This is a genomic window from Polaribacter sejongensis (assembly GCF_038024065.1).
In the GTDB taxonomy this organism is placed as follows: Bacteria; Bacteroidota; Bacteroidia; order Flavobacteriales; family Flavobacteriaceae; genus Polaribacter; species Polaribacter sejongensis.
In genome coordinates, this window is the sequence record NZ_CP150667.1 from 3,787,126 (window position 1) to 3,808,696 (window position 21,571).

Consider the following 21,571-nt stretch of genomic DNA (forward strand, 5'->3'; position numbering starts at 1 on the left):
TTTATTAAAAATGAAAAATATTTATATATTAATATTTGCTATTTGTTTTAGCTTTAAGGCTATTGCACAAGTAGATCGTTCTATGCCTCCAGAAGCAGATGAGCCTGTAAAATTAAATGTAGGTAAATTAATTCCGATACAATTAGACAACGGACTTCGTATTTATTTAGCTCCGGTAAAAGAGTATCCAAAATTTACAATATCGGTAAATATAGAATTACCGGGTTATGATGAGGAAGAAAGATTAGCAGAAAAGAAAATTTTAAATTCAGCGTATTCAAATAAACTATCAGAGAAATACCCTAAAGGAGAAATTGATTCTATATCTAATTACTACGGCGCTTTGTTAAATGCGAGTATGTATGGTGGTACAATTAAAGGGATGAAACAAGACGTAAACCTTTTGTTAGATGTGTATGTAGATGCATTATTACATCCTGTTATTACGGATGCGTACATTCAAAAAAGACAAGAAGAACAGGTTGAAAAAGATAAGAAGAAAATATCAAAAGTAAATACACCTAAAAGGCCGTTTTCGATAGAAAAAATTATAGATTCCTTGTTATTTGGCAATGAGAAGAAAGTTATTGAAACTCAAGAAAAAGTGAAAGCTAATTATAATGGTTTAACAGTTTCTGATATTGAAAACTTTAAAAATGATAGAATTGTATCTAATAATTCTTTAATAGTAGTTGTTGGAGATTTTACAGAAAAAGAATGTAAAGAATTAATGATGCGTTATTTTGGTGCTTGGAAATCTGGAGAACCTTATGTTAAGAATAGCCCTATAAATAAAAAAACTTCTATTATTAAAAAAAGGAAAATAGTGGTTGTAGATGCGCCAAATGCAGTTCAGTCTGATATTTCTTTTAGATGGCATTTAGGGGATGCATATACTTATTTTAAAGATGATATTAAGTTACAAGTGTTAAATGAAATTTTTGGAGCGAGTCAACTATCCTATTTGTATAAAAATTTAAGAGAAGATAAAGGGCTTTGTTATTTTATACGATCTTCTGTTGGAGCTTCTGCTGTTGGTGGTAGAGGAACTGTTCGTACAAGTGTACGTAATAATCAAACGGCGTATGCTATAGAAAACATCATTTTAGAAATGTTGCGATTAAGAAACGGAAAAGTAAGCGCTTCAGATTTAAAAATTGCTAAAAACAGTTTAATTGGTAGTTATACACGATCTTTAAATGCAATTGCCCCAATTCCGTATATTACGTTTGCCATGCAAAAAGATGATTATAATTTACCTGATGATTATTTACAAAGTAAAGTAGAAAAATATTATGCAGTAAATGTTGATGATATTATGGCAATGTCTCAAAAATATATAGATCCTTTTAAATCGGTTATTTATATTAAAGGTAAAGTTTCTGAACTAAAAGGGACGCTAGAAAAATTTGGAGATGTAATATACTTTGATGAAAAAGGAAATACAATAGAATAAGCTTAACGTTTACTAAAAATATAAAAATCCTAGAAGTAATTCTAGGATTTTTTATTGTAAAAGAAAGTTAGAATCAGAAAACTAACTTTCTGTTTGTGTCATATTATCTGCAACTACAAGAATATAATTGGCAATGGTATTTTTTTCTTCTTTGGTCATTTTATCCCATTCAGATTTTGTAACCGTAGTAATCGATTTTAAATTTAATCCAGGTTTAATTTTATGAATCCACCAAATAATACCTTGTTCGTAATTTGAGTGATAAGAGCCTTCTATATGAAGTAATAAATCTCCTTTTGTAAAGTTTTTAAGAGAAAAATGTGCCATAGTAGCATCTTTTGCAGCTTGTGCTGTTTGTATATTTAACATGTTTGGAGGTACGTGCCCTCCCATATTATCCGCCATTTCTGCATATGCTTTTACAGTAGGATCAAAATATGTTTCTAAATCAGGACCAATTAAAGCAAGTGCTTCCGGGCTTAATTCTTTTAAAGCACTTATTCCTTTTTTACTAATTAAAGAAGCATACCTTCTAGGGATGTTTGTAGCAATAAAACGCAGCTTATTCTCTTTAGCAAATTCAACCAAAGGTCTATAGTCTGTGCTGTAATTATTCCACATTTGTGTCATTTCAGGAATCATCTTACTTTCTGGATACAATTCAGATAAATACTCATTTAAAACCAATTGATTTCCGCTTTCTAACATTTCTGCTCCAAAGAATAATGAGTTTCCTTTTATTTCAAACAAGCTTTTACTAACTTCTAATTGCATCCAATGTGAAATTGGATTGTAATGATATTCGCCAAAAAATACCATATCGCTATCAGCAAGATCTTTAATCATTTTATTATAATTGGCAGTCTTTCCATTATTTTTAAATAATTGATAGGCAGGTTTATCCTGTGCTTTGGTCGTGCTTATTAGAGATATAAATAAGAGAGTTGTAAGTATTAAATATTTCATGTTTTGTTAGTTTAGGTTTGCGAAATTAGAGGATGATATAAAAGGTTGTAGTTAAAGGATTGTTAAATATAAATAGCTTTTTAATTATTGTTTTTCACGCTATTTTAGGTAGTTTATCTAATGAGTTTTTCTTTTTATTATTTTAATGCAATTTAGTTGCAATAATATTAAAAATAGAATATGTTTGCAATTGCATTAACGCAACTTGATTGCTTTAGTAGTAGTAAGGTCTTTTTATATTTAATTGTAAAAAGTATTTGTAGATAAAATAATTAAATCATTATTTAATGTCTTAATGAAATTCAGTCGCTTAAAAAATAGTATCACTTATTTGTTTCTTGTTCTTTTTCTATCAATGAAAATGGCAGGTTTACATGCTTTGTCTCATACAGATGATAAAGAGCATGCACTATATTGTGCAGTATGTGATAATGCGATTGTAAACAATCTAACTCCAATAATTAGTTCGGATGGACCTGATCTCGAATTTAAAAATATTGAATTTTTTATTCAGAAAGAAGTAATAACAAACTATAAAAGTATTATTTCTAAGAATACTTTTCCAAGAGAACTCTTTTCTCGACCTCCACCTTTTTTAGTATAAGTTTTTCTATGCATATTATTTATGAATTCTATAAGTAATTAGTTCTGTGTTTATTCAATTGATTTCTTTTGAGTGGTTTATTCAATTCATTTTTTTATGGATGTTTTAAACACCTTAATTGCTATTATTTGTCAGTTTATAAAACAAGCTATTGGTTAGTCTTTATGTATGTATAGATTTTGTCGTGGTTCTTTTTTAAGAACAAATGTTCAAATCTTATAGTATACAATTATGTTTAAAAATATGTTGAGTATATGGCTATATTTTAGCCTGTGCTCTAGTGCGTTTGCGCAAGATTCTTATCAAATAAAAGGGTCTGTGTTAAATGATAACAACTTACAGCCTTTAGAAGGTGTTAATGTTGTAGGAGAACATTCATTTTCAATTTCATCTAAATCCGGGGAATTTACAATAGATCTTAAGGAAGAAGGTGTTTATACTTTCAAGATTTCTCATGTTGGTTTCGAAGCTAAAACGGTTACAGTCACTGTAAAATCTAAAATAGTTACCATGCCCGTTTTCTTAAGAGAATCGTCTACGTCTTTAGATGAAATTAAGGTTTTTGGAAAATCAAAAAAAAGAGTGCTAAAAGAGAATCCGATTGTTTCTCATGTTGTTTCTAAAGAGTTTTTAGATAATAATAGAGAAAATAGTTTGATGCAAACTTTAAGTAAAATACCAGGAGTTAGTACAATTAGTATTGGTTCTGGGCAATCGAAACCTACAATTAGAGGCTTAGGTTTTAATAGAGTTGCTGTAGTACAAAATGGTATAAAACACGAAGCGCAACAATGGGGAAATGATCATGGTTTAGAAATAGACCAACAAGGTATAGACAACATCCAAATTATAAAAGGTCCTGCTTCTTTGTTATATGGATCAGATGCTATTGCTGGTGTTATAGATATTCAGCCTAATAAAATTCCGTTACCAAATTCTTTTAGTGGAGAAGTAAATATTTTGGGAGAAAGTAATAATGATTTATTAGGAATTTCTGCAGGGATTCAATCTAGAAAAGAGAATTGGTTTTACAGAAGTAGATTAACGTATAGAGATTACGGAGATTATAAGGTGCCGACAGATAAAATTAATTATGAAAATTACATTTTCGATTTACATGATAATAATTTAAGAAATACTGCGGGGAATGAAGCAGATGCAAGTGTAAGTATTGGTTATGTTTCTGATAAAATTACATCAGAAACTACATTTAGTAATGTAAATGCTAAAAACGGATTTTTTGCAAATGCACATGGTTTAGAAGTAAGAACTTCTACTATCGATTATGATCGTTCTAATAGAGATATCGATTTGCCTTTTCATAAAGTAAATCACTTTAAAATTACCAACAATACTACTATAAACACAAATAATCACAAAATACATTTTGATCTTGGTTACCAGAACAACCGTAGAGAAGAACACTCAGAACCAGTTCCGCATGGTTATATGCCAAAACCTTCAGACACAAAAGAACGGGTCTTTAATAAAAGCACCTATTCTTTAAATATAAAAGATGCGTTTAAATCAAATGATCAACACGATATGGTTTTAGGTGTTAATGCGGAATATCAAGATAATAATATTGGAGGTTGGGGATTTTTAATTCCGGAGTATAACCGTTTTACAGCAGGTGTTTTTGGCTATGATCATTTTCAAATCAAACCTAACTTACACATTTTAGCAGGTGTTCGTTATGATTTAGGATTGATAGATACCAAATCTTATAATGATTGGTTTCCGTCAACAATTAATAATGAAGACGGTTCTACTTCCTATAAATATTTACAGAGAGCACAAGATAAGGTTCTGGATTTTGGTAGTTTAAGTGCTTCTTTAGGTGTTAGTTATATTAACAATAATACCACGTATAAAGTAAATGTGGGTAGAAGTTTTAGAATGCCTTTGGCTAATGAACTGGCATCAGACGGAGTGAACTATCACATGTATCGTTATGAAAGAGGGAATTTAGATTTAGACCCAGAAATATCCTATCAATTAGATGTTGATATCGATCATACTAGAAAATCGTTTAGTGTTGGTGTGAGTCCGTTTGTAAATATATTTCAAAACTATATTTATTTAAATCCTACTTCTAATTATTACGAAACTTTGCAGATTTATGAATACACACAAGCCAAAGTTTTTAGAGTAGGAGGAGAGTTTAGAGCAAATACCACAATATCTAAAAACTTGCAATTAGATGCTTCTATAGAGTATGTGTATTCTAGACAAACTAGCGGACCAAAAGAAGGGTTTACACTACCTTTTTCTCCACCATTATCGGGCTTGCTGTCTGCTAATTATCAATTTAAAAATGTGTCCTTTTTTAAGAAACCACAATTAGTAGCAGATTTTAGAATGACTGCGTCTCAGGGTGAAATTGTGCCTCCAGAAGAAAAAACGGCAGGTTATCAGGTGTTAAATATGTCTTTTTTAGCTGAGGTAAATCTATTTAAAAATAATGATCCTGTACATATGCGTTTAAAACTAAATAACGTATTCGATACAAAATATTACAATCATACTAGTTTTTACAGATTGATAGATGTGCCAGAAGCAGGTAGAAATCTATCCTTATCTGTAACGGTACCTTTTTAAAATTAATCAATAACCAATAATTAAATTAAAACAAATGAAAAGAATGAAATCGAATTTAAAATTTTTAGCAATTATAGCTTTTGTAGGGTTTTCCTTGCAGTCTTGTGAAAATGATGAGGATTTAGAAAATAGCATAGATCAAAATCCCGAAAGGTTTGAAGGTCTTGAAATTGGAAATACCGATTTTAAAGTACCTCAGTTTAATCCAGACTTACATATAGAATTTGATTATACAGGGAAAACCAAAGTAAAAAAGATCTATTTTGATATTAATCCTGTAAATGTAAGTGAGCCAAGTGCGGACAAAGTAAACTGGGAGGTATTAGTTTATTTAGTGCCAGAAAGTTATTACTTAAATCAATTAAATCCACATATACATTATCATATTCTTTTTGATTCTTCAAACGAAACTTTTCCAACGGTAAGGCCTTCGGAAGGTGTTTATAATTTAAAGATTACGGTAATAGAAGAAGATAATTCAGAAAGTTATATCACTAAAGAATTTGAAATAATAAAAAAGTTCTCAGAGGTAGAAGTAGGGGTAGATAATAAGGTTATTGCAGGAAGTGATGAGATCGATACCGAATTTTATTATAACGCAGGTAGCAATACGATAAGTGAGATAAAGTATGAATTATGGTTCGAAGAATGGAGAGAAGGGCAAAATGTAGCTGTAGGTGAGTGGGATACAATAGTGATTATACTTCCGGAAAATCTTTATGAGAATCAGAGTAATCCACATATTCATTATCACATGGCAATAGATTCAGGTTTTCCACTTGGAGATTATTGGTTAAATATATATGTACAAGAACAAGGAGAGGAAGCAGTAAAATTATCTGTTCCATTAAGCATCGTAGAATAATTATAAACTAAATTAAATAAACACCATGAAAACAAATTTTAAATTTTTAGCAGTAATCGCTTTTATCGGATTTACACTACATTCTTGTAGTAGTGATGAAACCTTGGACTTAAATGCTCCAATAATATCAGGTTTTGAGTACGGAAAAGGGAGTGAGCATACTACAGATCAAGTAGCTTATAAAGGATCGGATATTCATTTAGAAGCAGAAATTAATGCAGAAGCTATTGTAAGTAGTATTACGCTTTCTATCCATGCTCATGATTTGGTTTTAGGAGAGGATGAGGTTCAATGGGAGTTTGAGCAAGTATTTACGGATACAAAGTACTTGGTAATTAATCCAACTTTTCATGAACATATAGATGTTCCTTCAAATATTCCTGCAGGAGAATATCATGTAGAGTTAACAGTTACAGATGAGTTAGGGAATAGTACAGAAGTAGATGGGCACATACAAATTTTAGAACCTATTACATTAAGTGAGGTTTCTATAGATGAAACGGTTGCTAGAGGTAGTGATTTTCATGCAGAATTTTTAATAGATGCTGTAAATGGTATTCACAGTGTTTCTGTTGATGCACATGCTCATGGACTTATTGTTGCTGATGGAGAGGTAGAATGGGATTTTGAACAAGAGTTTTTAGAGAAGTACCATGAAGAAACTTCTATTGAGTTTCATGAGCATATAGATGTTCCTGCAACTGCCCCAGTTGGTGAGTATCATATCATTTTTACAGTAGAAGATGAAGATGGAAATACGAAAGAATATGAAACACATATTGACGTTACGGCTTAATTAAAAATAAAATTACCGCATAACATTAAATGTTGTTATGCGGTTTTAATTCTATAAAAATGAAATTTACACTAAAATATATTTGTTTTTTATCATTTATAATATGCATTGCTGCATGTTCAGAAGATAATAGCATTGATAAGGATTTAGATAAACCAACAATTACTATTAATTATAATGAAGGGTTTCCTCAGGGCTGTACTGAACTCTCAAGAGGGGAAACTTATAGTTTTAGAGCTCAGGTTACAGATAATAAAGAATTAGCTTCTTACAGTATTGATATTCACCATAATTTTGACCACCATACACATGACGATCAGGGAGTACAATGTGATTTAGAGGCTATAAAAACATCTGTAAATCCATTAATATTTATGGAAAACTATTCGGTCGAAGACGGAGTAATGACTCATGAAATTAATATTTCAATTACAATTCCTAATGATATAGATACGGGAGATTATCACTGTGCGTATTCTGTAACAGATGTAACAGGTTGGCAAAGTAGAACTTCTGTAGATATAAAGATTATTTAAAGAATCTTAATTATATAAAAGTAGGCAAATATTCTGCAAATGAAAAAACCAGTAATTTACAAATCGTTGTAAAGTACTGGTTTTATTGGTGACCATGCTAGGATTCAAACCTAGAACCTCTTGAGCCGTAATCAAGTGCGCTATTCAGTTGCGCCACATGGCCGTTAAGCGGGTGCAAATATAGTATCCTTTTTTTAAATTAGAAAGATAATTCTAGTTTTTTTATGAATTTATTTCAGTTTTAAATAAATCGACAATAGATTGCGCTTTTTCTAGGTCGTTATTTAGTACAAATAATTCTACGGAGTTTGTAGGTACTCCAAAACCAGCCAATCTTCCAGACTCCACACGATCAATGATTTTAGATTCGATATTTGCTTCGTCTAGTAAGTGTTTTAATCTGTTTACTAATATAGAATTATCAGTAAATACTTTTGTATAATCTTCTGACATAATATTGTTTTTTTTTAGGTTAATGAATTTTTAGTTATAAAAGCTCTCCATCCAATAATAGCTAATTGAAGTTTAGATGCTTTAGAAATATCCAATCCTTTTTTTGTAAAGGAAGGTAAAATTAATTTATTAATCTTTGCAAGTGTTTTAAAAACTTGTTTTTTCATGAGTTGTAAATTAGCTTTCAAATTTACTAAAATAAACAACTCAGTGTTTAAAGATTGAGTTGTTTAAAGATAAGCTACTTTTTTCTCTCTTCATAATCTAGTTCTGTTATTTTTTTGTTATAATAAAATCAGAAATATAATATCAGACAGGTCTTTAATAAATTTAGTTATAATAAGAATCATAATAGTTTGGGTTTTAAGGTTAGTAATTTAGGTCAATTTCGAAATTGTTTTATCAATATATAACCACTGTAGGCTTGTTTCCAAGAGAACTATTACTTATTAATCAAATTGATTTTTTATTTACAACTAAAATCGTGTTATATGTAATAATGTGTAATTAGTATTGTTTATTTTTTGTTGTTTATTGTAATTGTAATATGTTTTTATTATTAAAAAGTGTTAGGTTTTAAAGGGAGAGATTTGTGCTTTTTTTAAAAGTAAAGGGAAAACTATTTTTAAAATGAATACTTTTTGGCTTTTCATTTTTTATTTTCTTCTTAAAGTGATAAAAATGTATCTTCGCAAAAAATAAAATTGATGAGTATTTTTTATGTTATTATTGGATTAATCTTATTAGTTGTTGGTGGTGAGTTCTTGGTAAGATCGTCTATCGGTTTATCTTTTAAGTTGAGTATATCTAAAATGGTAATTGGTATGACGGTGGTTTCTTTTGCTACTTCTGCACCAGAATTATTAGTTAGTTTACAAGCTGCCTTAGATGGATCGCCAGCTATTGCCTTAAACAATGTTATAGGTTCTAATATTGCTAATATTGGGTTGGTTTTAGGTATCACAGCTTTAATTGGTCCTATTGCGGTTAGTAAAGACTTTTATAAGCTTAATTGGCCTGTAATGATGCTTTTCTCTTTAGTTTTGTATTACTTTTTATGGAACGACAGTGTTTTAACACAGTTAGAAGGTGTTATTCTTTTAGTTGGGTTGGCTGTTTTTCTATTTGTATTGATAAGAAGTGCAAGAAAAGAAGATGTGGATGTAGAAGAGGTAGATGATGCTTTGGCTTCTATAGGTTATGGTAAAATATTTGGATGGTTATTAATAGGAGGTGTTGCGCTTTATTTTGGATCGGAATTTTTAGTGAACGGTGCAAAAGATATTGCTCAGAATATGGGGATTAGTGAAGGTGTTATTTCTATTACAATGATTGCTATTGGAACTAGTGTGCCTGAGTTAGCTGCTTCTGTTATTGCCGCTATGAAGGGTGAGAAAGCAATTTCTTTGGGGAACCTAATTGGTTCTAATATTTTTAATATAGCTTCTGTATTAGGTTTAACAGCTATTATTAAAGAAATACCTGTTACAGAAGCCCAGATTTTATCTAGAGATATTTTTTGGATGTTAGGGTTTGCTGCTGCTTTATTATTGTTAGTGTTTTTACCTAAGAAGTTTATTTTAAATAGGTTTAAGGGTGTCTTTTTATTTTTAGGGTATGTATTGTTTATTTATTTAGTTCTTTAAATAGAAGGCAAGTAAAATTAGATATAAAAAAACGCTAACATTAATTTGTTGGCGTTTTTTTTCTGTCGATATGTCCTAGGTTTCTTTCTGGAGCGATAACATCTCTAATACGTCGTTTTAATTCTGTAATTTCTGGAAATCCATTTTCCTCTTTTCTAGACCAAACCAATTGGTTGTTTGCTGTAATGTTAAAAATACCTCCGGTACCCGGTTTTAAGGTCAGCTCTGTAATTTCTTCGGTAAAAGTGGTTAATAGTTCTTGACTCATCCAAGAGGCGCGTAATAGCCAACCGCATTGTGTGCAGTATTCTATTTTTATAGTGTTTTCCATATATTAAATGTAATTGTTTAAAATGGTATTTAAAAGTACTGAACTTTTTGTGTTTAAAGTTACTTTTTTTTGCGTTAGGGATAGAAGTGGTATCCTTTTTTAATTTTGGCGATAGCTAAAAATTTAAAAGATATAACGGGTAGCCCGACCTTTGGTAACGCCCAAAATAATTGCATAAAAAAAGCACCTACATTGCTGTAAGTGCTTTTTAAGATTTTATACTATTCGTAATTATTTAACTGGTTTAACAGTTTTAATAATTCTAGCAGCTACTTTATATGGATCTGCGTTTGAAGATGGACGACGGTCTTCTAACCATCCTTTGTATCCTTTTTCTACAACGATAATTGGAATACGAATTGATGCACCTCTATCTGAAACTCCCCAAGAGAAGTCAGTAATTGCAGCAGTTTCATGCTTACCAGTTAAACGTTGGTCGTTAAACTCACCATAAATTTCAATGTGTTCTTTTACTACTGGGCGGAAAGCTTCACAAATTTCGATGTATTTTTCTTTAGAACCACATTCTCTTAAGATAGAGTTAGAGAAGTTAGCGTGCATTCCAGAACCATTCCAATCAGTATCTCCTAATGGTTTTGGGTGGTACTCAATGTACATTCCTTTTCCTTCAGTTAAACGATCTAATAAATATCTAGATATCCAGATTTCATCTCCTGCTTTCTTTGCTCCTTTTGCAAATAATTGGTATTCCCATTGTCCAGAAGCAACCTCTTGGTTAATTCCTTCAAAGTTTAAACCAGCATCAATACATAAATCAGCATGCTCTTCAACGATATCACGACCATGTGTATATAAACCTCCTACAGAACAGTAGTACTGTCCTTGTGGAGCAGGGTAACCACCTCTTGGAAATCCTAAAGGCAATCCTGTACTTGTATTCATAATAAAGTATTCTTGTTCAAAACCGAACCAGAAATCGTTATCATCATCTTCAATAGTAGCACGTGCATTAGATTCGTGTGGAGTTCCGTCTGCATTCATTACTTCATTCATTACCAAATAACCGTTAATACGATTTGGATCTGGATAAATAGCAACAGGTTTTAAAATACAGTCAGATGCTCCTCCAGAAGCTTGTTTTGTAGAAGAACCGTCAAAAGACCAAAGTCCCAATTCTTCAACTGTTCCTTTAAAATCTTCATGCTCTTCAACTTTGGTTTTACTTCTCATGTTCTGAGTTGGATAATAACCATCTAACCAAATGTATTCTAATTTAATTTTTGCCATAATATATATGTGTTTATGTGATGTTCGTCCTACAAAAATCAAATATTTTCATTAGATATCAAAAAAAATAGGGGTAAAATATTTAAAATAGCTAAAAAATAATTTTATCCCTAAATTTGAAAGGGTATATTTGTATAAAGTTAAAAATAAGTAGAAAATATTACTAATATGTCAAGGATTAGATTTAATGCATTGCAAGAAACACTACGTAGAAGTCCTATAAAAGTAGTTCAGAATGAAAAAAGATCAGCACTTTTTGGTCGGAATGTGTTTAATAAATACGCTATGCAACAGTATCTTACACGTGCTGCATACGAAAGTGTGATGAATGCAATTGATCATGGAACTAAAATTGATAGAAAAATTGCAGATCAGGTTGCGGTAAGTATGAAAGATTGGGCAATGTCTAAAGGGGCTACTCATTATACGCATTGGTTTCAGCCACTTACAGGTGCTACTGCAGAAAAACATGATGCTTTTTTTGAGTCTATAAATGGCAGTCTTGCAATGGAAAAATTTGATGGAGAACAATTGGTTCAGCAAGAGCCAGATGCATCTAGTTTTCCTAATGGAGGAATTAGAAATATGTTTGAAGCTCGTGGTTATACGGCTTGGGACCCAACTTCTCCTGCTTTTATTTATGAAACAACACTTTGTATTCCAACAATTTTTGTTGCTTATACTGGGGAAGCTTTAGATAATAAAACGCCTTTGTTAAGGGCATTACAAGCTATAGATACACATGCTACTGCTGTTTGTAAATATTTTGATAAGAATGCAAATAAAGTAAGTGCAACACTTGGTTGGGAACAAGAATTCTTTTTAATTGACGAAGCTTTAGTGCTTGCAAGACATGATATACAATTTACAGGTAGAACTTTATTAGGGCATTCGCCGGCTAAAGGACAACAACTTGATGATCATTACTTTGGAACCATTCCTGCAAGGGCTATGAGTTTTATGCAAGATTTAGAGCAAGAGTGTATGTTGTTGGGGATTCCTGTAAAAACAAGGCATAATGAGGTTGCTCCAAATCAGTTTGAGATTGCACCAATTTATGAAGAAGCTAATTTAGCGGTAGATCATAATTCATTAATAATGGATGTGATGCAAAAAATATCTAGAAGACATCATTTTAAAGTCTTGCTGCATGAAAAACCATTTGCAGGTATTAACGGGTCTGGGAAGCACAACAATTGGTCTTTGTCTACCGGTAACGGAACTAATTTGCTAAGTCCGGGTAAAACCCCAATGAAGAACTTGCAATTTCTTACCTTTTTTATCAATACTATTAAAGCGGTGTATAAATACGAAGAGTTGTTAAGAGCTTCTATTGCGTCTGCAAGTAATGAATATCGATTAGGCGCTAATGAAGCACCACCTGCAATTATTTCTGTGTTTATTGGAAGTCAACTATCAGCAGTTTTGGATGAATTAGAAAATGTAACTAAAGGAAAGCTTTCACCGCAAGAAAAAACGGATTTAAAGTTAAATATTATAGGTAAAATTCCTGAAATTTTATTGGATAATACAGATAGGAATAGAACTTCTCCGTTTGCATTCACAGGAAATAAATTTGAGTTTAGAGCTGTTGGTTCTTTAGCAAATTGTGCAATACCAATGACTGTTTTAAATACTATTGTTGCAAAGCAATTAAAAGAATTTAAGATTGAAGTAGATGCTTTAATAGAGGAAAAGGATCTTAAAAAAGATGAAGCTGTTTTTAATATACTAAGAGAATATATAAAAGACTCTAAGGCAATTCGTTTTGATGGAGATAGTTATGGAGAAGCTTGGGAAAAGGAAGCTAAAAAAAGAGGCTTAACTAATTATAAAACAACTCCAGAAGCTTTAAAGGCAAAAGTTTCTGAGAAAACAATTTCTTTGTTTGAAGAAATGGAAGTAATGAGTAAAGTAGAATTAGAAGCTCGTTATGAGATTGATTTAGAATCGTACGCTAAAAAGGTGCAAATAGAAGGACGTGTTTTGGCAGATATTGCAAGAAATCAAGTAGTGCCTACTGCAATAATTTATCAGAATACTTTATTGGAGAATACTAAGAACTTAAAAGAAATTTTTGGTGATGAATATAAAAATATAGCCAAAGAGCAAATTGAGCTAGTTATGTTAATTTCTAAACATATTACTAAAATTAATGCTTTGGTAGTAAAAATGGAAGCAGAAAAAGTGAAAGCTAATAAACATTTTGGTTTTAAATTAGCAGAACAATACAGTAACAAAATAAAACCTTTTTTTGTAGATATAAGATATCATTGTGACCAGTTAGAAACCTTGGTAGATGATAATTTATGGCCATTAGCTAAGTATAGGGAGTTGTTATTTATTAATTAAACGATAGGTAAATTGATAATATCTTAAAAAGTAAGGGTTAAAAATGATAATTATTCATTTTTAACCTTTTTTTTATAGGTGTTTTCCCCTGTTTTTGTTTATTTTATTTATATTTAATACCTGTAAGTGTTTGTTTTTGAGTTGTTTACGCTTTTATTTTATTTGTGTTTTTTATTTTTTTTGGAATTAGACAAATAAATTTCTATATTTGACTTGTTTAAACACAGAATCGATCAAGCTATATAGTTTACAACAACTCTTTACTTTAAGAGTTGACTGAAAATGAAAAGTTATCCTTAATAACTTAACATTTTATCCCTAATAATTTTAATTACCCCTAAAAATTTATTGTAGTATATCATATTCAATTTATATCGGATAGATTTTGATATGCTTAATTTTTAACTAACGTATTTAAATTATTTATCATGAAAAAATTAGTAATTATGGCTATGTGTTTAGCTACAGGTGCGCTTTTCGCACAAACTCCACAAGCAAGTTGTGATGATTGTTCTTTTACTCAAATGACTTCTGGAATTAGAGGAGCAGTTGACAATACGAGTGATATCACTCAAAAAGGTATCTTAAATGATGCGAATGCTTATCAAATAGGAACAGGAAACTACTCTATAGTTAGCCAAGACGGTGATAACACTTTAGGAGCTGGTAATGGAGGGAGTAGTAATGAAGCTTTAATTTATCAAAGTGGTTGGAGAAACCATTCAGATATTAAGCAAGATGGAGATAATAACTCTGGTGTAGTAGAGCAAAGAGGAACTCTTAATTATGCTAAGCAAGATGTAGGGGTTGGACAAGCGGAAAATAATGATGCTAGTGCTAATCAAAACGGACTTTTAAATACTTCGTTCCAAAAGCAACGTTTTGATAACAACTCGGCAACAGTAATGCAGGTTGGTGTAAGTAATTACGCAGAACAAGATCAAAATAGTGGTGCTAATGGTGTTGCGGGTAGTGTTGCTCAGATAAACCAAAGTGGTACAGATAATGAAGCGAAACAAGCGCAAATGGGAAGTAATAATAATGCGTCTTCTACTCAAAATGGATTTGACAATACATCTTCTGAAGACCAAACATCTGTTGCTGGAGGTGCTTTTTCTAATACTTCTACAGTGAATCAAGATTTTCTTTTATGGACTACTGGTACAGGTAATTTAGCTTGTGTAACTCAAAATTCAGTTGGAGGAAATAATACTAGTTCAATTACACAGACTAATTTAGCGGGTGTTTATGGTTGGACACCAGGAAACACTGCAGTTGTTACTCAAACAGCTAATTTATCTAGTAATATGAGTACTATTATGCAAAGTGGAGGTGCTAATCAAGCTTGTGTTGAGCAAATTGGTAACTAAAAAATAAATTATTAACTTAATTTATAAGTAAGGAGGGGTTCTTCCTCCTTACTTATTTTTCAAACACTTTCTATCATGAAAAAAAATAAAAACATATGGTGTTTTCTTGTCTTTTTATTGTGTAGTTTATACGTTACTGAGGTTTCTGCACAACAAGAAAAGCTACCTACGTATTTTTCTAATAATTTCTCTCAGTTAAGTCCATATAACACTTCCTTACTAGTAGATAGTAATAGTTTGTTGACAAATGAGAATAGTCAAAATAGCTTATTTCAACAACAATCAGAAAACATAAATAGTGTAGTACTTAACCAGGTAGGCTTTGAGAATAATGCAGACATAAAGAGTTCAAATCAGACTTCTCAAAATGTAAATCAAATAGGAAATGAAAATTATTATAGTTTTATTAATTACTATAATAGTAATCCTATCAACTTTGGTGTTCATCAACAAGGAAACTCTAATTCGTTACAAATTTACGGTACAAATTCAATGATGAACGGAGCTGCTATAATTCAAAACAGCAATAATCAGGCACTTATTATTAAAAACTACTAAATGTATTTTTCTAAAATTGTTTTTTTTATTTTATGTTTAAGTTGTAGCATTGGTTTTAGTCAATCTGAAAATGATGTTTACGGCAAGATTAATGTTGATAAAAAAGATAATTTTATTACTTTAAAAGCAGAGGTAAATAATGATGGTTTGTTGCATATAGATAAGTTGTTTTATAATTTAATTGCCTTAAAAAAAGGAAAGGGAGGTAATTACTCTAACAATAGACAGTCAGGTGAGTTTTCGATACAACCGAATGAAAACATGGAGGTTTCCACCATAAAAGTTAACTTAAATGGAGACGAAGAATTAAAAGTTTATTTATTTATTAAAAAAAATGAAAAATTAATATCTAAAGATTCACTTTGGATATTACCTAAAAATATACAGCAGGAAGTTGCTGAGAAAACAGACGAGAAAGATTTTTTTCTTAAAGGTATAGTCGTAGATGAGGCTATAACTAAATTAGGTAAAGATTACCATGACCTTTTTTATCAATCGTATTTATTATCTGGTATAAAGTATCCTTTTATTATAAAAATAAAAGAAAAACCAGGTATGGGTAGAACGAGTATTATTCTCGTAGAGGTAGAAGAAATTAAAATACATGAGTTTTTTTCTAGACCAGATGAAGAGTTTTTAAAATCGAATGTAGGAGTTGCATTAGAGCGATTGTACTTTTATGCAAAACAAAGAGAAGAATTAAGAAAGAAAAGTAAAATGTAAATAAAATTGTTATGAAAGAAAAAGTACTATTATTCGTGTTATTTGTTTGTTTTTCTAGTTTTTCATTTTCACAGCAATTGGTTTATAAGTCGATAAACCCGTTTTTTGGAGGGGGAGATTCATTTGCATACCAGCAGTTGTTAGCTTCAGCGAATGCCCAAAATGATTTTCAAGAGGAAAATACAAATCCATTTACGCAATCTTCAGAGATAGATAATTTTACAGATAACTTAAATAGGCAATTACTAAACTCACTCTCACAGGGCTTATTTCAGGAACAAATTGGCAGTCAAGGATTGTCAGAAGGAACTTATGTTTATGGTTCTTTAGTTGTAGAGATTAGTCCAGGTGTTGGCGGTTTAAGCGTAAGTATTTTAAATACATCAACAGGAGAACAAACTCAAATAACTATTCCAAACAATTAATTGAAATCTATGAAAAGGAAGTACTTTATTTTATGCTATTTCCTAATAGCAATGTTTTTTTCGAGTTGTGGAACTTATTTTAACCAACCTTTAGATCAATCAAGAGCTAGAATTGGAGAAAATTCATCTCCAGAAATGTCTATAAAAAGTTTTTCTCCAAAAGAAAAAACGGTAGTGGGTGTTTATAAGTTTAGGGATCATACTGGTCAATATAAACCAGTAGAAAATGGTTCTACTTTTAGTACAGCTGTTACACAAGGAGGTACTTCTATACTATTAAAATCATTAGAAGAATCTAATTGGTTTAAGCCAATTGAAAGAGAGAATATAGGAAATTTATTAAATGAAAGACAGATAATTAGAAATACTCGTCAAGAATATGCAGGAGATAATAAACCTATTAAAATGCCACCATTATTATTTGCAAATTACATTGTAGAAGGTGGTGTTGTGTCTTACGATTCTAATATTATTACGGGGGGTACTGGTTTGCGTTACTTTGGAGTTGGTGCTTCTGGAGAATATAGACAAGACAGAATAACGGTATATTTAAGAGTTGTTTCTACATCCACGGGTCAAATTCTTAAAAATGTGTATGTGTCTAAAACTATTTTGTCACAAGGTCTTTCTGCTAATTTGTTTAAGTATGTATCTTTAAGAAGGTTATTAGAGGCAGAAACAGGTATTACAAAAAATGAGCCAGCTCAATTAGCTGTTAAAGAAGCTATTGATAAAGCTGTAGAATTATTAATTACAGAAGGTATTATAGATGGTATATGGGAGCCTAGTGGTGGACAGGAAGTTGTAGATTTTGTAAAAAAGAACTATAAGAAAGAACAAGAAGAGGCGGAGTTAACAGAATTATTTAATAGAAAGCAAGAATATAGAAGGGGTAAGATTAGTGTTGGGGCTGTGAGTGGAGTATCTAAAATTGTTGGTGATTATTCTGATGCAGAGTTTGGTCTTGGGACAGATATGCTACTTAAATTCATGCTAAATAAATCTAGATTTGCATTTTCTTTAGGATTAGGTTCTAGCACGCTTTCTAATAAAAACATATTTGAAAAAAGGATTTATGATTCTAATGTGAATTTTGAATACTATCTATTGCCTAATGACAGGATGACTCCTTATGCTTATGTTGGTGTTGGTTCTATTTCTACTAAAAACTTAAGTGATAACTATTTTAAGTATCAATATGGTATTGGTTTAGAGTATCTTATTACTGATAAATTGGGGTTTATCTTAAGAGGTGAGCAAAATATTATATCAACAGACAATTTAGATGGTTTGGTTAGGGGAGATAAAAATGATAAGATTTGGAATGTTAGAGCAGGAATTAATTTCTATTTTTAAAAAATAAATTAGTATGAAAACCTTACAAAAAATATTAATACTCATAACTATATGCTTGTTTTTTAGTTGCGGAGAAGAAGTTACTATTGATAGTGTAGAATTTGGGGTAATCACAGGAAAGGTTGTGGGAAAAAGTGATTTTGAGCCTATTGAGAATGCTAAAGTAACTTTGTCTCCAACAAATAATACTACATTTACAGATGCGAATGGAGCGTTTTCTTATGAAGAGGTTCCGGTAAATGAATACTCTATAGAGGCTTCTAAAGAAGGTTTTCTAAATAGTTTTGAGCCAGTTTCTGTAGAAATAGGGGCAACAATAAATGTTGTTTTTGAAATGCAGGTGGAAACAGCATTTAATGTTCCGCCAACAACGCCTGTATTGTTAATGCCAATGGATGGTGCTTTAGACATTGATAGTTCAGTAGAGTTGGTTTGGTCTTCTTCTAGTGTAGATGATGATGAGTTAACGTATAGATTAGAGATTAAAAATGATTTTGATAATAATATAATTCAAGTTCAAAATCTTAGTGATACAACTTATGTGGTTCCTGATTTAAAATTTGGTGGTAAGTATTTTTGGCAAGTAGCAGTAACAGATAATATAAATTCTGAAGTGCTAAGTACTTCAAATTCATTTACAGTAAAGGGTGATCCAGAGAATAGGTATACTTACGTTAGGGTTGAAGGAGGTAATAATGTAATTTATTCATCTAGTTTAGATGAGGGGCTTGATGAAATTAATACTGTTAAATTAACAGAATCTAGCACAAATTCTTGGAGACCTAGAAAAAATAACACTGTAAATTTAATTGCTTTTTTAAGATTGTATAATAATGAGGCCCATATTTTTACCATGAAACCAAATGGGGCGGATGTAAAAAGAGTAACTTCTGATATCCCTGTTAATACTTTTGATTTGAATGAAGTGGACTTCTCTTGGTCTACAACGGGTGATCAACTTATTTATCCAAGTTTTGATAAGTTATATATGATTAATAAAGATGGTAGTGGTCTTCAAATGATATATAAAACAGCAAATGGACACTTAATTACCGAATGTGATTGGAGTAATGACGGTACTAAAATAGTGTTGAGAACAAATAATTCTGATGGTTATGATGGTGCTATTTATACTATTGATATGAGTGGAAATGTATTAAATACAGTTGTTTCTGCAAATGTTGGTGCTTTAGGCGGTTTAAATTTGTCTGTAGATGGTAACTTATTAATTTACACTAAAGATGTAAGTGATTTTCAATCATCAAATTATAGAAGATTGAATAATAAAGTTTTTAAATATAATTTTTCAACAATGACAGAAACAGAAATGATTCTTTCAAAAGCATCAGGAACGAATGATTTAGATCCAAGATTCTCACCTAATGAGGCCGAAATAATTTATGTAAATACATCTAACGATGGTATTTCAGAAAAGAAAATATTTACCTCCCCAATTGATGGAGATAATAGTAGAGAGGAAATTTTTACAGGAGCAATTATGCCAGATTGGGAGTAATTAAAACTGAAATATTAATAAGAAAGAACCAAATGATCAAAAATCATTTGGTTTTTTTATGATGCCACATAAAAGAAAGTTAAATTTGCACCCAACAACAACACAACAACATGAGTCAAGAGGTTTCTAAAAGATACGCACAAAGAGGTGTTTCGGCATCTAAAGAAGATGTACACAATGCAATTAAGAATATAGATAAAGGTTTATTTCCGAAGGCATTCTGTAAAATTGTTCCAGATTATTTAACAAATGATGATGATTATTGTTTAATCATGCATGCAGATGGAGCAGGTACTAAATCTTCTTTAGCGTATATGTATTGGAAAGAAACTGGCGATATTTCTGTATGGAAAGGTATTGCTCAAGATGCTTTAATTATGAATATTGATGATCTTTTGTGTGTTGGAGCAACAGATAACATTATGTTGTCATCTACAATCGGTAGAAATAAAAGTAAAATTCCTGGAGAAGTTTTATCAGCAATTATAAACGGTACAGAAGAGTTAATCGAAGATCTAAAAGGTTTTGGAGTTACCATTCATTCCACCGGTGGAGAAACTGCAGATGTAGGCGATTTAGTTCGTACAATTATTGTAGATTCTACTGTAACTGCACGTATGAAACGTACAGATGTTGTTGATAACGCAAACATAAAAGCAGGTGATGTAATTGTTGGTTTAGAGTCTTTTGGACAAGCAAGTTACGAGACTGAATATAATGGAGGAATGGGGTCTAACGGGTTAACTTCTGCAAGACACGATGTGTTTCATAAATATTTAGCAGAAAAATACCCAGAAAGCTTTGATGCTGCGGTTCCTGAAGAATTAGTATATTCTGGAAATACAAAATTGACTGATAAAGTAGAAAATTCTCCAATTGATGCAGGTAAATTAGTTTTATCGCCAACAAGAACATATGCACCAATAATTAAAAAAATACTATCTAACTTTTCTTCGGATAAAGTACACGGAATGATTCATTGTTCTGGTGGAGCGCAAACAAAAATTTTACACTTTGTGGATGAATTACATATTGTAAAAGACAACATGTTTCCAATTCCACCATTATTCAAATTGATACAAGAGCAATCTAAAACAGATTGGAAAGAAATGTATCAGGTTTTTAACTGTGGTCATAGAATGGAAATTTATGTAACTCCAGAAATTGCAGAAGATATCATCGCTATTTCTAAATCTTTTAATGTAGATGCAAAAATTATTGGTAGAGTAGAAGCTTCTGAAACTAAAAAATTAACAATTACAAGTGAGTATGGTGTTTTTGAATATTAAAAAACCAAGTCATTATTAAATTATATTAAAACTCCAACTACTTTTAAAAGTAGTTGGAGTTTTTAGTTAACTAATATTTTTTTGTAGTTAATTATTCTATTTCGCTTTTAGATAAAAACTCCAGAATAAGTTTTGCTACTTCTCTCGTTTTTTCTTCTGCAGCAAAATGACCTGCATCCAATAAATGCAACTCAGCATTTGGTAAATCCTTTAAGTAAGCTTTTGCACCATTGGCATTAAATTTCAAATCCTTTTTCCCCCAAGTAATTAATGTTTTTGGTTGATTTTCTTTCAACATTTTTTGCCACTTAGGATATCGAATTAAATTGGTGTTGTAATCTTTAAATAATTGTACCTGAATTTCTCTGTCTTTTTTAGAACTTAAAAATGCCAAATCGTGTGTCCACGCATCTGGACTTTGAATTTTGATATTTGTGCTATCTAAATCAAATAAATACTGTTTGTTTATTATCGCATCTT

At 30.9% G+C, this 21,571-nt stretch carries 21 protein-coding genes and 1 tRNA gene; 15 read left to right on the forward strand and 7 right to left on the reverse strand.

Features of this window, described 5'->3' with window-relative positions; genetic code table 11:
• Window positions 1-10 precede the first annotated feature (10 nt).
• A complete protein-coding gene (locus WHD08_RS15540; protein ID WP_208890161.1) occupies window positions 11-1,456 on the forward strand; it encodes a M16 family metallopeptidase in 1,446 nt (481 codons plus the stop codon).
• Window positions 1,457-1,537: 81 nt separating this feature from the next.
• On the opposite strand, the gene WHD08_RS15545 is transcribed toward WHD08_RS15540, so the two are convergent.
• The gene (locus WHD08_RS15545) at window positions 1,538-2,422 is read right to left on the reverse strand and encodes a ChaN family lipoprotein (RefSeq protein WP_208890160.1); all 885 of its coding nucleotides are present in this window, start codon (window positions 2,420-2,422) and stop codon (window positions 1,538-1,540) included.
• 361 nt (window positions 2,423-2,783) lie between these two features.
• Between WHD08_RS15545 and WHD08_RS15550 the strand changes: the two genes are divergently transcribed.
• The 5 genes from WHD08_RS15550 (at window position 2,784) to WHD08_RS15570 (ending at window position 7,824) form a co-directional block, all read left to right on the forward strand.
• On the forward strand, window positions 2,784-3,026 hold the full coding sequence (locus tag WHD08_RS15550; protein WP_165732366.1) for a hypothetical protein: 243 nt from the start codon (window positions 2,784-2,786) through the stop codon (window positions 3,024-3,026).
• 243 nt (window positions 3,027-3,269) lie between these two features.
• Entirely contained in the window at window positions 3,270-5,627 is a 2,358-nt protein-coding gene (locus WHD08_RS15555; RefSeq protein ID WP_208890159.1) for a TonB-dependent receptor, read from the forward strand.
• Window positions 5,628-5,670: 43 nt separating this feature from the next.
• Window positions 5,671-6,492 (forward strand): hypothetical protein, encoded by an 822-nt coding sequence (locus WHD08_RS15560; protein ID WP_208890158.1) that lies wholly within the window; start codon window positions 5,671-5,673, stop codon window positions 6,490-6,492.
• A 25-nt stretch (window positions 6,493-6,517) separates the two neighbouring features.
• Entirely contained in the window at window positions 6,518-7,288 is a 771-nt protein-coding gene (locus WHD08_RS15565) for a DUF4625 domain-containing protein (RefSeq protein ID WP_208890157.1), read from the forward strand.
• Window positions 7,289-7,347: 59 nt separating this feature from the next.
• A complete protein-coding gene (locus WHD08_RS15570; protein WP_208890156.1) occupies window positions 7,348-7,824 on the forward strand; it encodes a DUF4625 domain-containing protein in 477 nt (158 codons plus the stop codon).
• An 86-nt stretch (window positions 7,825-7,910) separates the two neighbouring features.
• Here WHD08_RS15570 and WHD08_RS15575 read toward each other — a convergent pair.
• From WHD08_RS15575 to WHD08_RS15585, 3 genes are all read right to left on the reverse strand, one after another.
• Window positions 7,911-7,987: transfer RNA gene (locus WHD08_RS15575), tRNA-Arg, on the reverse strand.
• A gap of 59 nt (window positions 7,988-8,046) precedes the next feature.
• The gene (locus tag WHD08_RS15580; RefSeq protein ID WP_165732399.1) at window positions 8,047-8,277 is read right to left on the reverse strand and encodes a DUF2007 domain-containing protein; all 231 of its coding nucleotides are present in this window, start codon (window positions 8,275-8,277) and stop codon (window positions 8,047-8,049) included.
• 14 nt (window positions 8,278-8,291) lie between these two features.
• Window positions 8,292-8,444, reverse strand: a complete 153-nt coding sequence (locus WHD08_RS15585) for an SsrA-binding protein (RefSeq protein ID WP_165732401.1) — start codon at window positions 8,442-8,444, stop codon at window positions 8,292-8,294.
• A 540-nt stretch (window positions 8,445-8,984) separates the two neighbouring features.
• Between WHD08_RS15585 and WHD08_RS15590 the strand changes: the two genes are divergently transcribed.
• Entirely contained in the window at window positions 8,985-9,923 is a 939-nt protein-coding gene (locus WHD08_RS15590; protein ID WP_208890155.1) for a calcium/sodium antiporter, read from the forward strand.
• A gap of 40 nt (window positions 9,924-9,963) precedes the next feature.
• Here WHD08_RS15590 and WHD08_RS15595 read toward each other — a convergent pair whose 3' ends face one another.
• Complete coding sequence (locus WHD08_RS15595; RefSeq protein ID WP_165732404.1) at window positions 9,964-10,254, reverse strand: SelT/SelW/SelH family protein; 291 nt, start codon at window positions 10,252-10,254, stop codon at window positions 9,964-9,966.
• A gap of 231 nt (window positions 10,255-10,485) precedes the next feature.
• On the reverse strand, window positions 10,486-11,502 hold the full coding sequence (locus tag WHD08_RS15600; protein WP_165732406.1) for a glutamine synthetase beta-grasp domain-containing protein: 1,017 nt from the start codon (window positions 11,500-11,502) through the stop codon (window positions 10,486-10,488).
• A gap of 168 nt (window positions 11,503-11,670) precedes the next feature.
• Here WHD08_RS15600 and WHD08_RS15605 point away from each other — a divergent pair, with 168 nt between their 5' ends.
• The 8 genes from WHD08_RS15605 to WHD08_RS15640 all read left to right on the forward strand — a co-directional run bounded on the left by WHD08_RS15605 (window position 11,671) and on the right by WHD08_RS15640 (window position 21,091).
• Window positions 11,671-13,854, forward strand: a complete 2,184-nt coding sequence (locus tag WHD08_RS15605; RefSeq protein WP_208890154.1) for a glutamine synthetase III — start codon at window positions 11,671-11,673, stop codon at window positions 13,852-13,854.
• Between the two features lie 428 nt (window positions 13,855-14,282).
• Window positions 14,283-15,224, forward strand: a complete 942-nt coding sequence (locus WHD08_RS15610; protein ID WP_165732409.1) for a hypothetical protein — start codon at window positions 14,283-14,285, stop codon at window positions 15,222-15,224.
• Between the two features lie 75 nt (window positions 15,225-15,299).
• Window positions 15,300-15,782 carry a hypothetical protein gene (locus tag WHD08_RS15615; RefSeq protein ID WP_208890153.1) on the forward strand — a complete coding sequence of 161 codons (483 nt, stop codon included), beginning with the start codon at window positions 15,300-15,302 and terminating at the stop codon, window positions 15,780-15,782.
• Window positions 15,783-16,505, forward strand: coding sequence for a CsgE family curli-type amyloid fiber assembly protein (locus WHD08_RS15620; RefSeq protein WP_208890152.1), 723 nt, complete (start codon window positions 15,783-15,785; stop codon window positions 16,503-16,505).
• Window positions 16,506-16,516: 11 nt separating this feature from the next.
• Window positions 16,517-16,930, forward strand: a complete 414-nt coding sequence (locus WHD08_RS15625; protein ID WP_165732412.1) for a curli assembly protein CsgF — start codon at window positions 16,517-16,519, stop codon at window positions 16,928-16,930.
• A 51-nt stretch (window positions 16,931-16,981) separates the two neighbouring features.
• Window positions 16,982-18,286, forward strand: coding sequence for a CsgG/HfaB family protein (locus WHD08_RS15630; RefSeq protein ID WP_244183296.1), 1,305 nt, complete (start codon window positions 16,982-16,984; stop codon window positions 18,284-18,286).
• A gap of 13 nt (window positions 18,287-18,299) precedes the next feature.
• On the forward strand, window positions 18,300-19,802 hold the full coding sequence (locus tag WHD08_RS15635) for a carboxypeptidase regulatory-like domain-containing protein (protein ID WP_208890150.1): 1,503 nt from the start codon (window positions 18,300-18,302) through the stop codon (window positions 19,800-19,802).
• Window positions 19,803-19,912: 110 nt separating this feature from the next.
• Window positions 19,913-21,091 (forward strand): AIR synthase related protein, encoded by a 1,179-nt coding sequence (locus WHD08_RS15640; RefSeq protein WP_208890149.1) that lies wholly within the window; start codon window positions 19,913-19,915, stop codon window positions 21,089-21,091.
• Window positions 21,092-21,182: 91 nt separating this feature from the next.
• Here the strand turns inward: WHD08_RS15640 and WHD08_RS15645 are convergent, their stop codons facing one another.
• Window positions 21,183-21,485: an alpha/beta fold hydrolase gene (locus tag WHD08_RS15645; RefSeq protein WP_208890148.1), complete on the reverse strand. Its 303-nt coding sequence runs from the start codon at window positions 21,483-21,485 to the stop codon at window positions 21,183-21,185.
• Window positions 21,486-21,571: the final 86 nt, after the last annotated feature.

Excerpts from the sequence above, each read along its gene's own strand:
- WHD08_RS15540 (WP_208890161.1), top strand. The coding sequence starts at position 11 with ATGAAAAATATTTATATATTAATATTTGCTATTTGTTTTAGCTTTAAG.
- WHD08_RS15545 (WP_208890160.1), bottom strand. The coding sequence starts at position 2,422 with ATGAAATATTTAATACTTACAACTCTCTTATTTATATCTCTAATAAGC.
- WHD08_RS15550 (WP_165732366.1), top strand. The coding sequence starts at position 2,784 with ATGGCAGGTTTACATGCTTTGTCTCATACAGATGATAAAGAGCATGCA.
- WHD08_RS15555 (WP_208890159.1), top strand. The coding sequence starts at position 3,270 with ATGTTGAGTATATGGCTATATTTTAGCCTGTGCTCTAGTGCGTTTGCG.
- WHD08_RS15560 (WP_208890158.1), top strand. The coding sequence starts at position 5,671 with ATGAAATCGAATTTAAAATTTTTAGCAATTATAGCTTTTGTAGGGTTT.
- WHD08_RS15565 (WP_208890157.1), top strand. The coding sequence starts at position 6,518 with ATGAAAACAAATTTTAAATTTTTAGCAGTAATCGCTTTTATCGGATTT.
- WHD08_RS15570 (WP_208890156.1), top strand. The coding sequence starts at position 7,348 with ATGAAATTTACACTAAAATATATTTGTTTTTTATCATTTATAATATGC.
- WHD08_RS15580 (WP_165732399.1), bottom strand. The coding sequence starts at position 8,277 with ATGTCAGAAGATTATACAAAAGTATTTACTGATAATTCTATATTAGTA.
- WHD08_RS15585 (WP_165732401.1), bottom strand. The coding sequence starts at position 8,444 with ATGAAAAAACAAGTTTTTAAAACACTTGCAAAGATTAATAAATTAATT.
- WHD08_RS15590 (WP_208890155.1), top strand. The coding sequence starts at position 8,985 with ATGAGTATTTTTTATGTTATTATTGGATTAATCTTATTAGTTGTTGGT.
- WHD08_RS15595 (WP_165732404.1), bottom strand. The coding sequence starts at position 10,254 with ATGGAAAACACTATAAAAATAGAATACTGCACACAATGCGGTTGGCTA.
- WHD08_RS15600 (WP_165732406.1), bottom strand. The coding sequence starts at position 11,502 with ATGGCAAAAATTAAATTAGAATACATTTGGTTAGATGGTTATTATCCA.
- WHD08_RS15605 (WP_208890154.1), top strand. The coding sequence starts at position 11,671 with ATGTCAAGGATTAGATTTAATGCATTGCAAGAAACACTACGTAGAAGT.
- WHD08_RS15610 (WP_165732409.1), top strand. The coding sequence starts at position 14,283 with ATGAAAAAATTAGTAATTATGGCTATGTGTTTAGCTACAGGTGCGCTT.
- WHD08_RS15615 (WP_208890153.1), top strand. The coding sequence starts at position 15,300 with ATGAAAAAAAATAAAAACATATGGTGTTTTCTTGTCTTTTTATTGTGT.
- WHD08_RS15620 (WP_208890152.1), top strand. The coding sequence starts at position 15,783 with ATGTATTTTTCTAAAATTGTTTTTTTTATTTTATGTTTAAGTTGTAGC.
- WHD08_RS15625 (WP_165732412.1), top strand. The coding sequence starts at position 16,517 with ATGAAAGAAAAAGTACTATTATTCGTGTTATTTGTTTGTTTTTCTAGT.
- WHD08_RS15630 (WP_244183296.1), top strand. The coding sequence starts at position 16,982 with ATGTTTTTTTCGAGTTGTGGAACTTATTTTAACCAACCTTTAGATCAA.
- WHD08_RS15635 (WP_208890150.1), top strand. The coding sequence starts at position 18,300 with ATGAAAACCTTACAAAAAATATTAATACTCATAACTATATGCTTGTTT.
- WHD08_RS15640 (WP_208890149.1), top strand. The coding sequence starts at position 19,913 with ATGAGTCAAGAGGTTTCTAAAAGATACGCACAAAGAGGTGTTTCGGCA.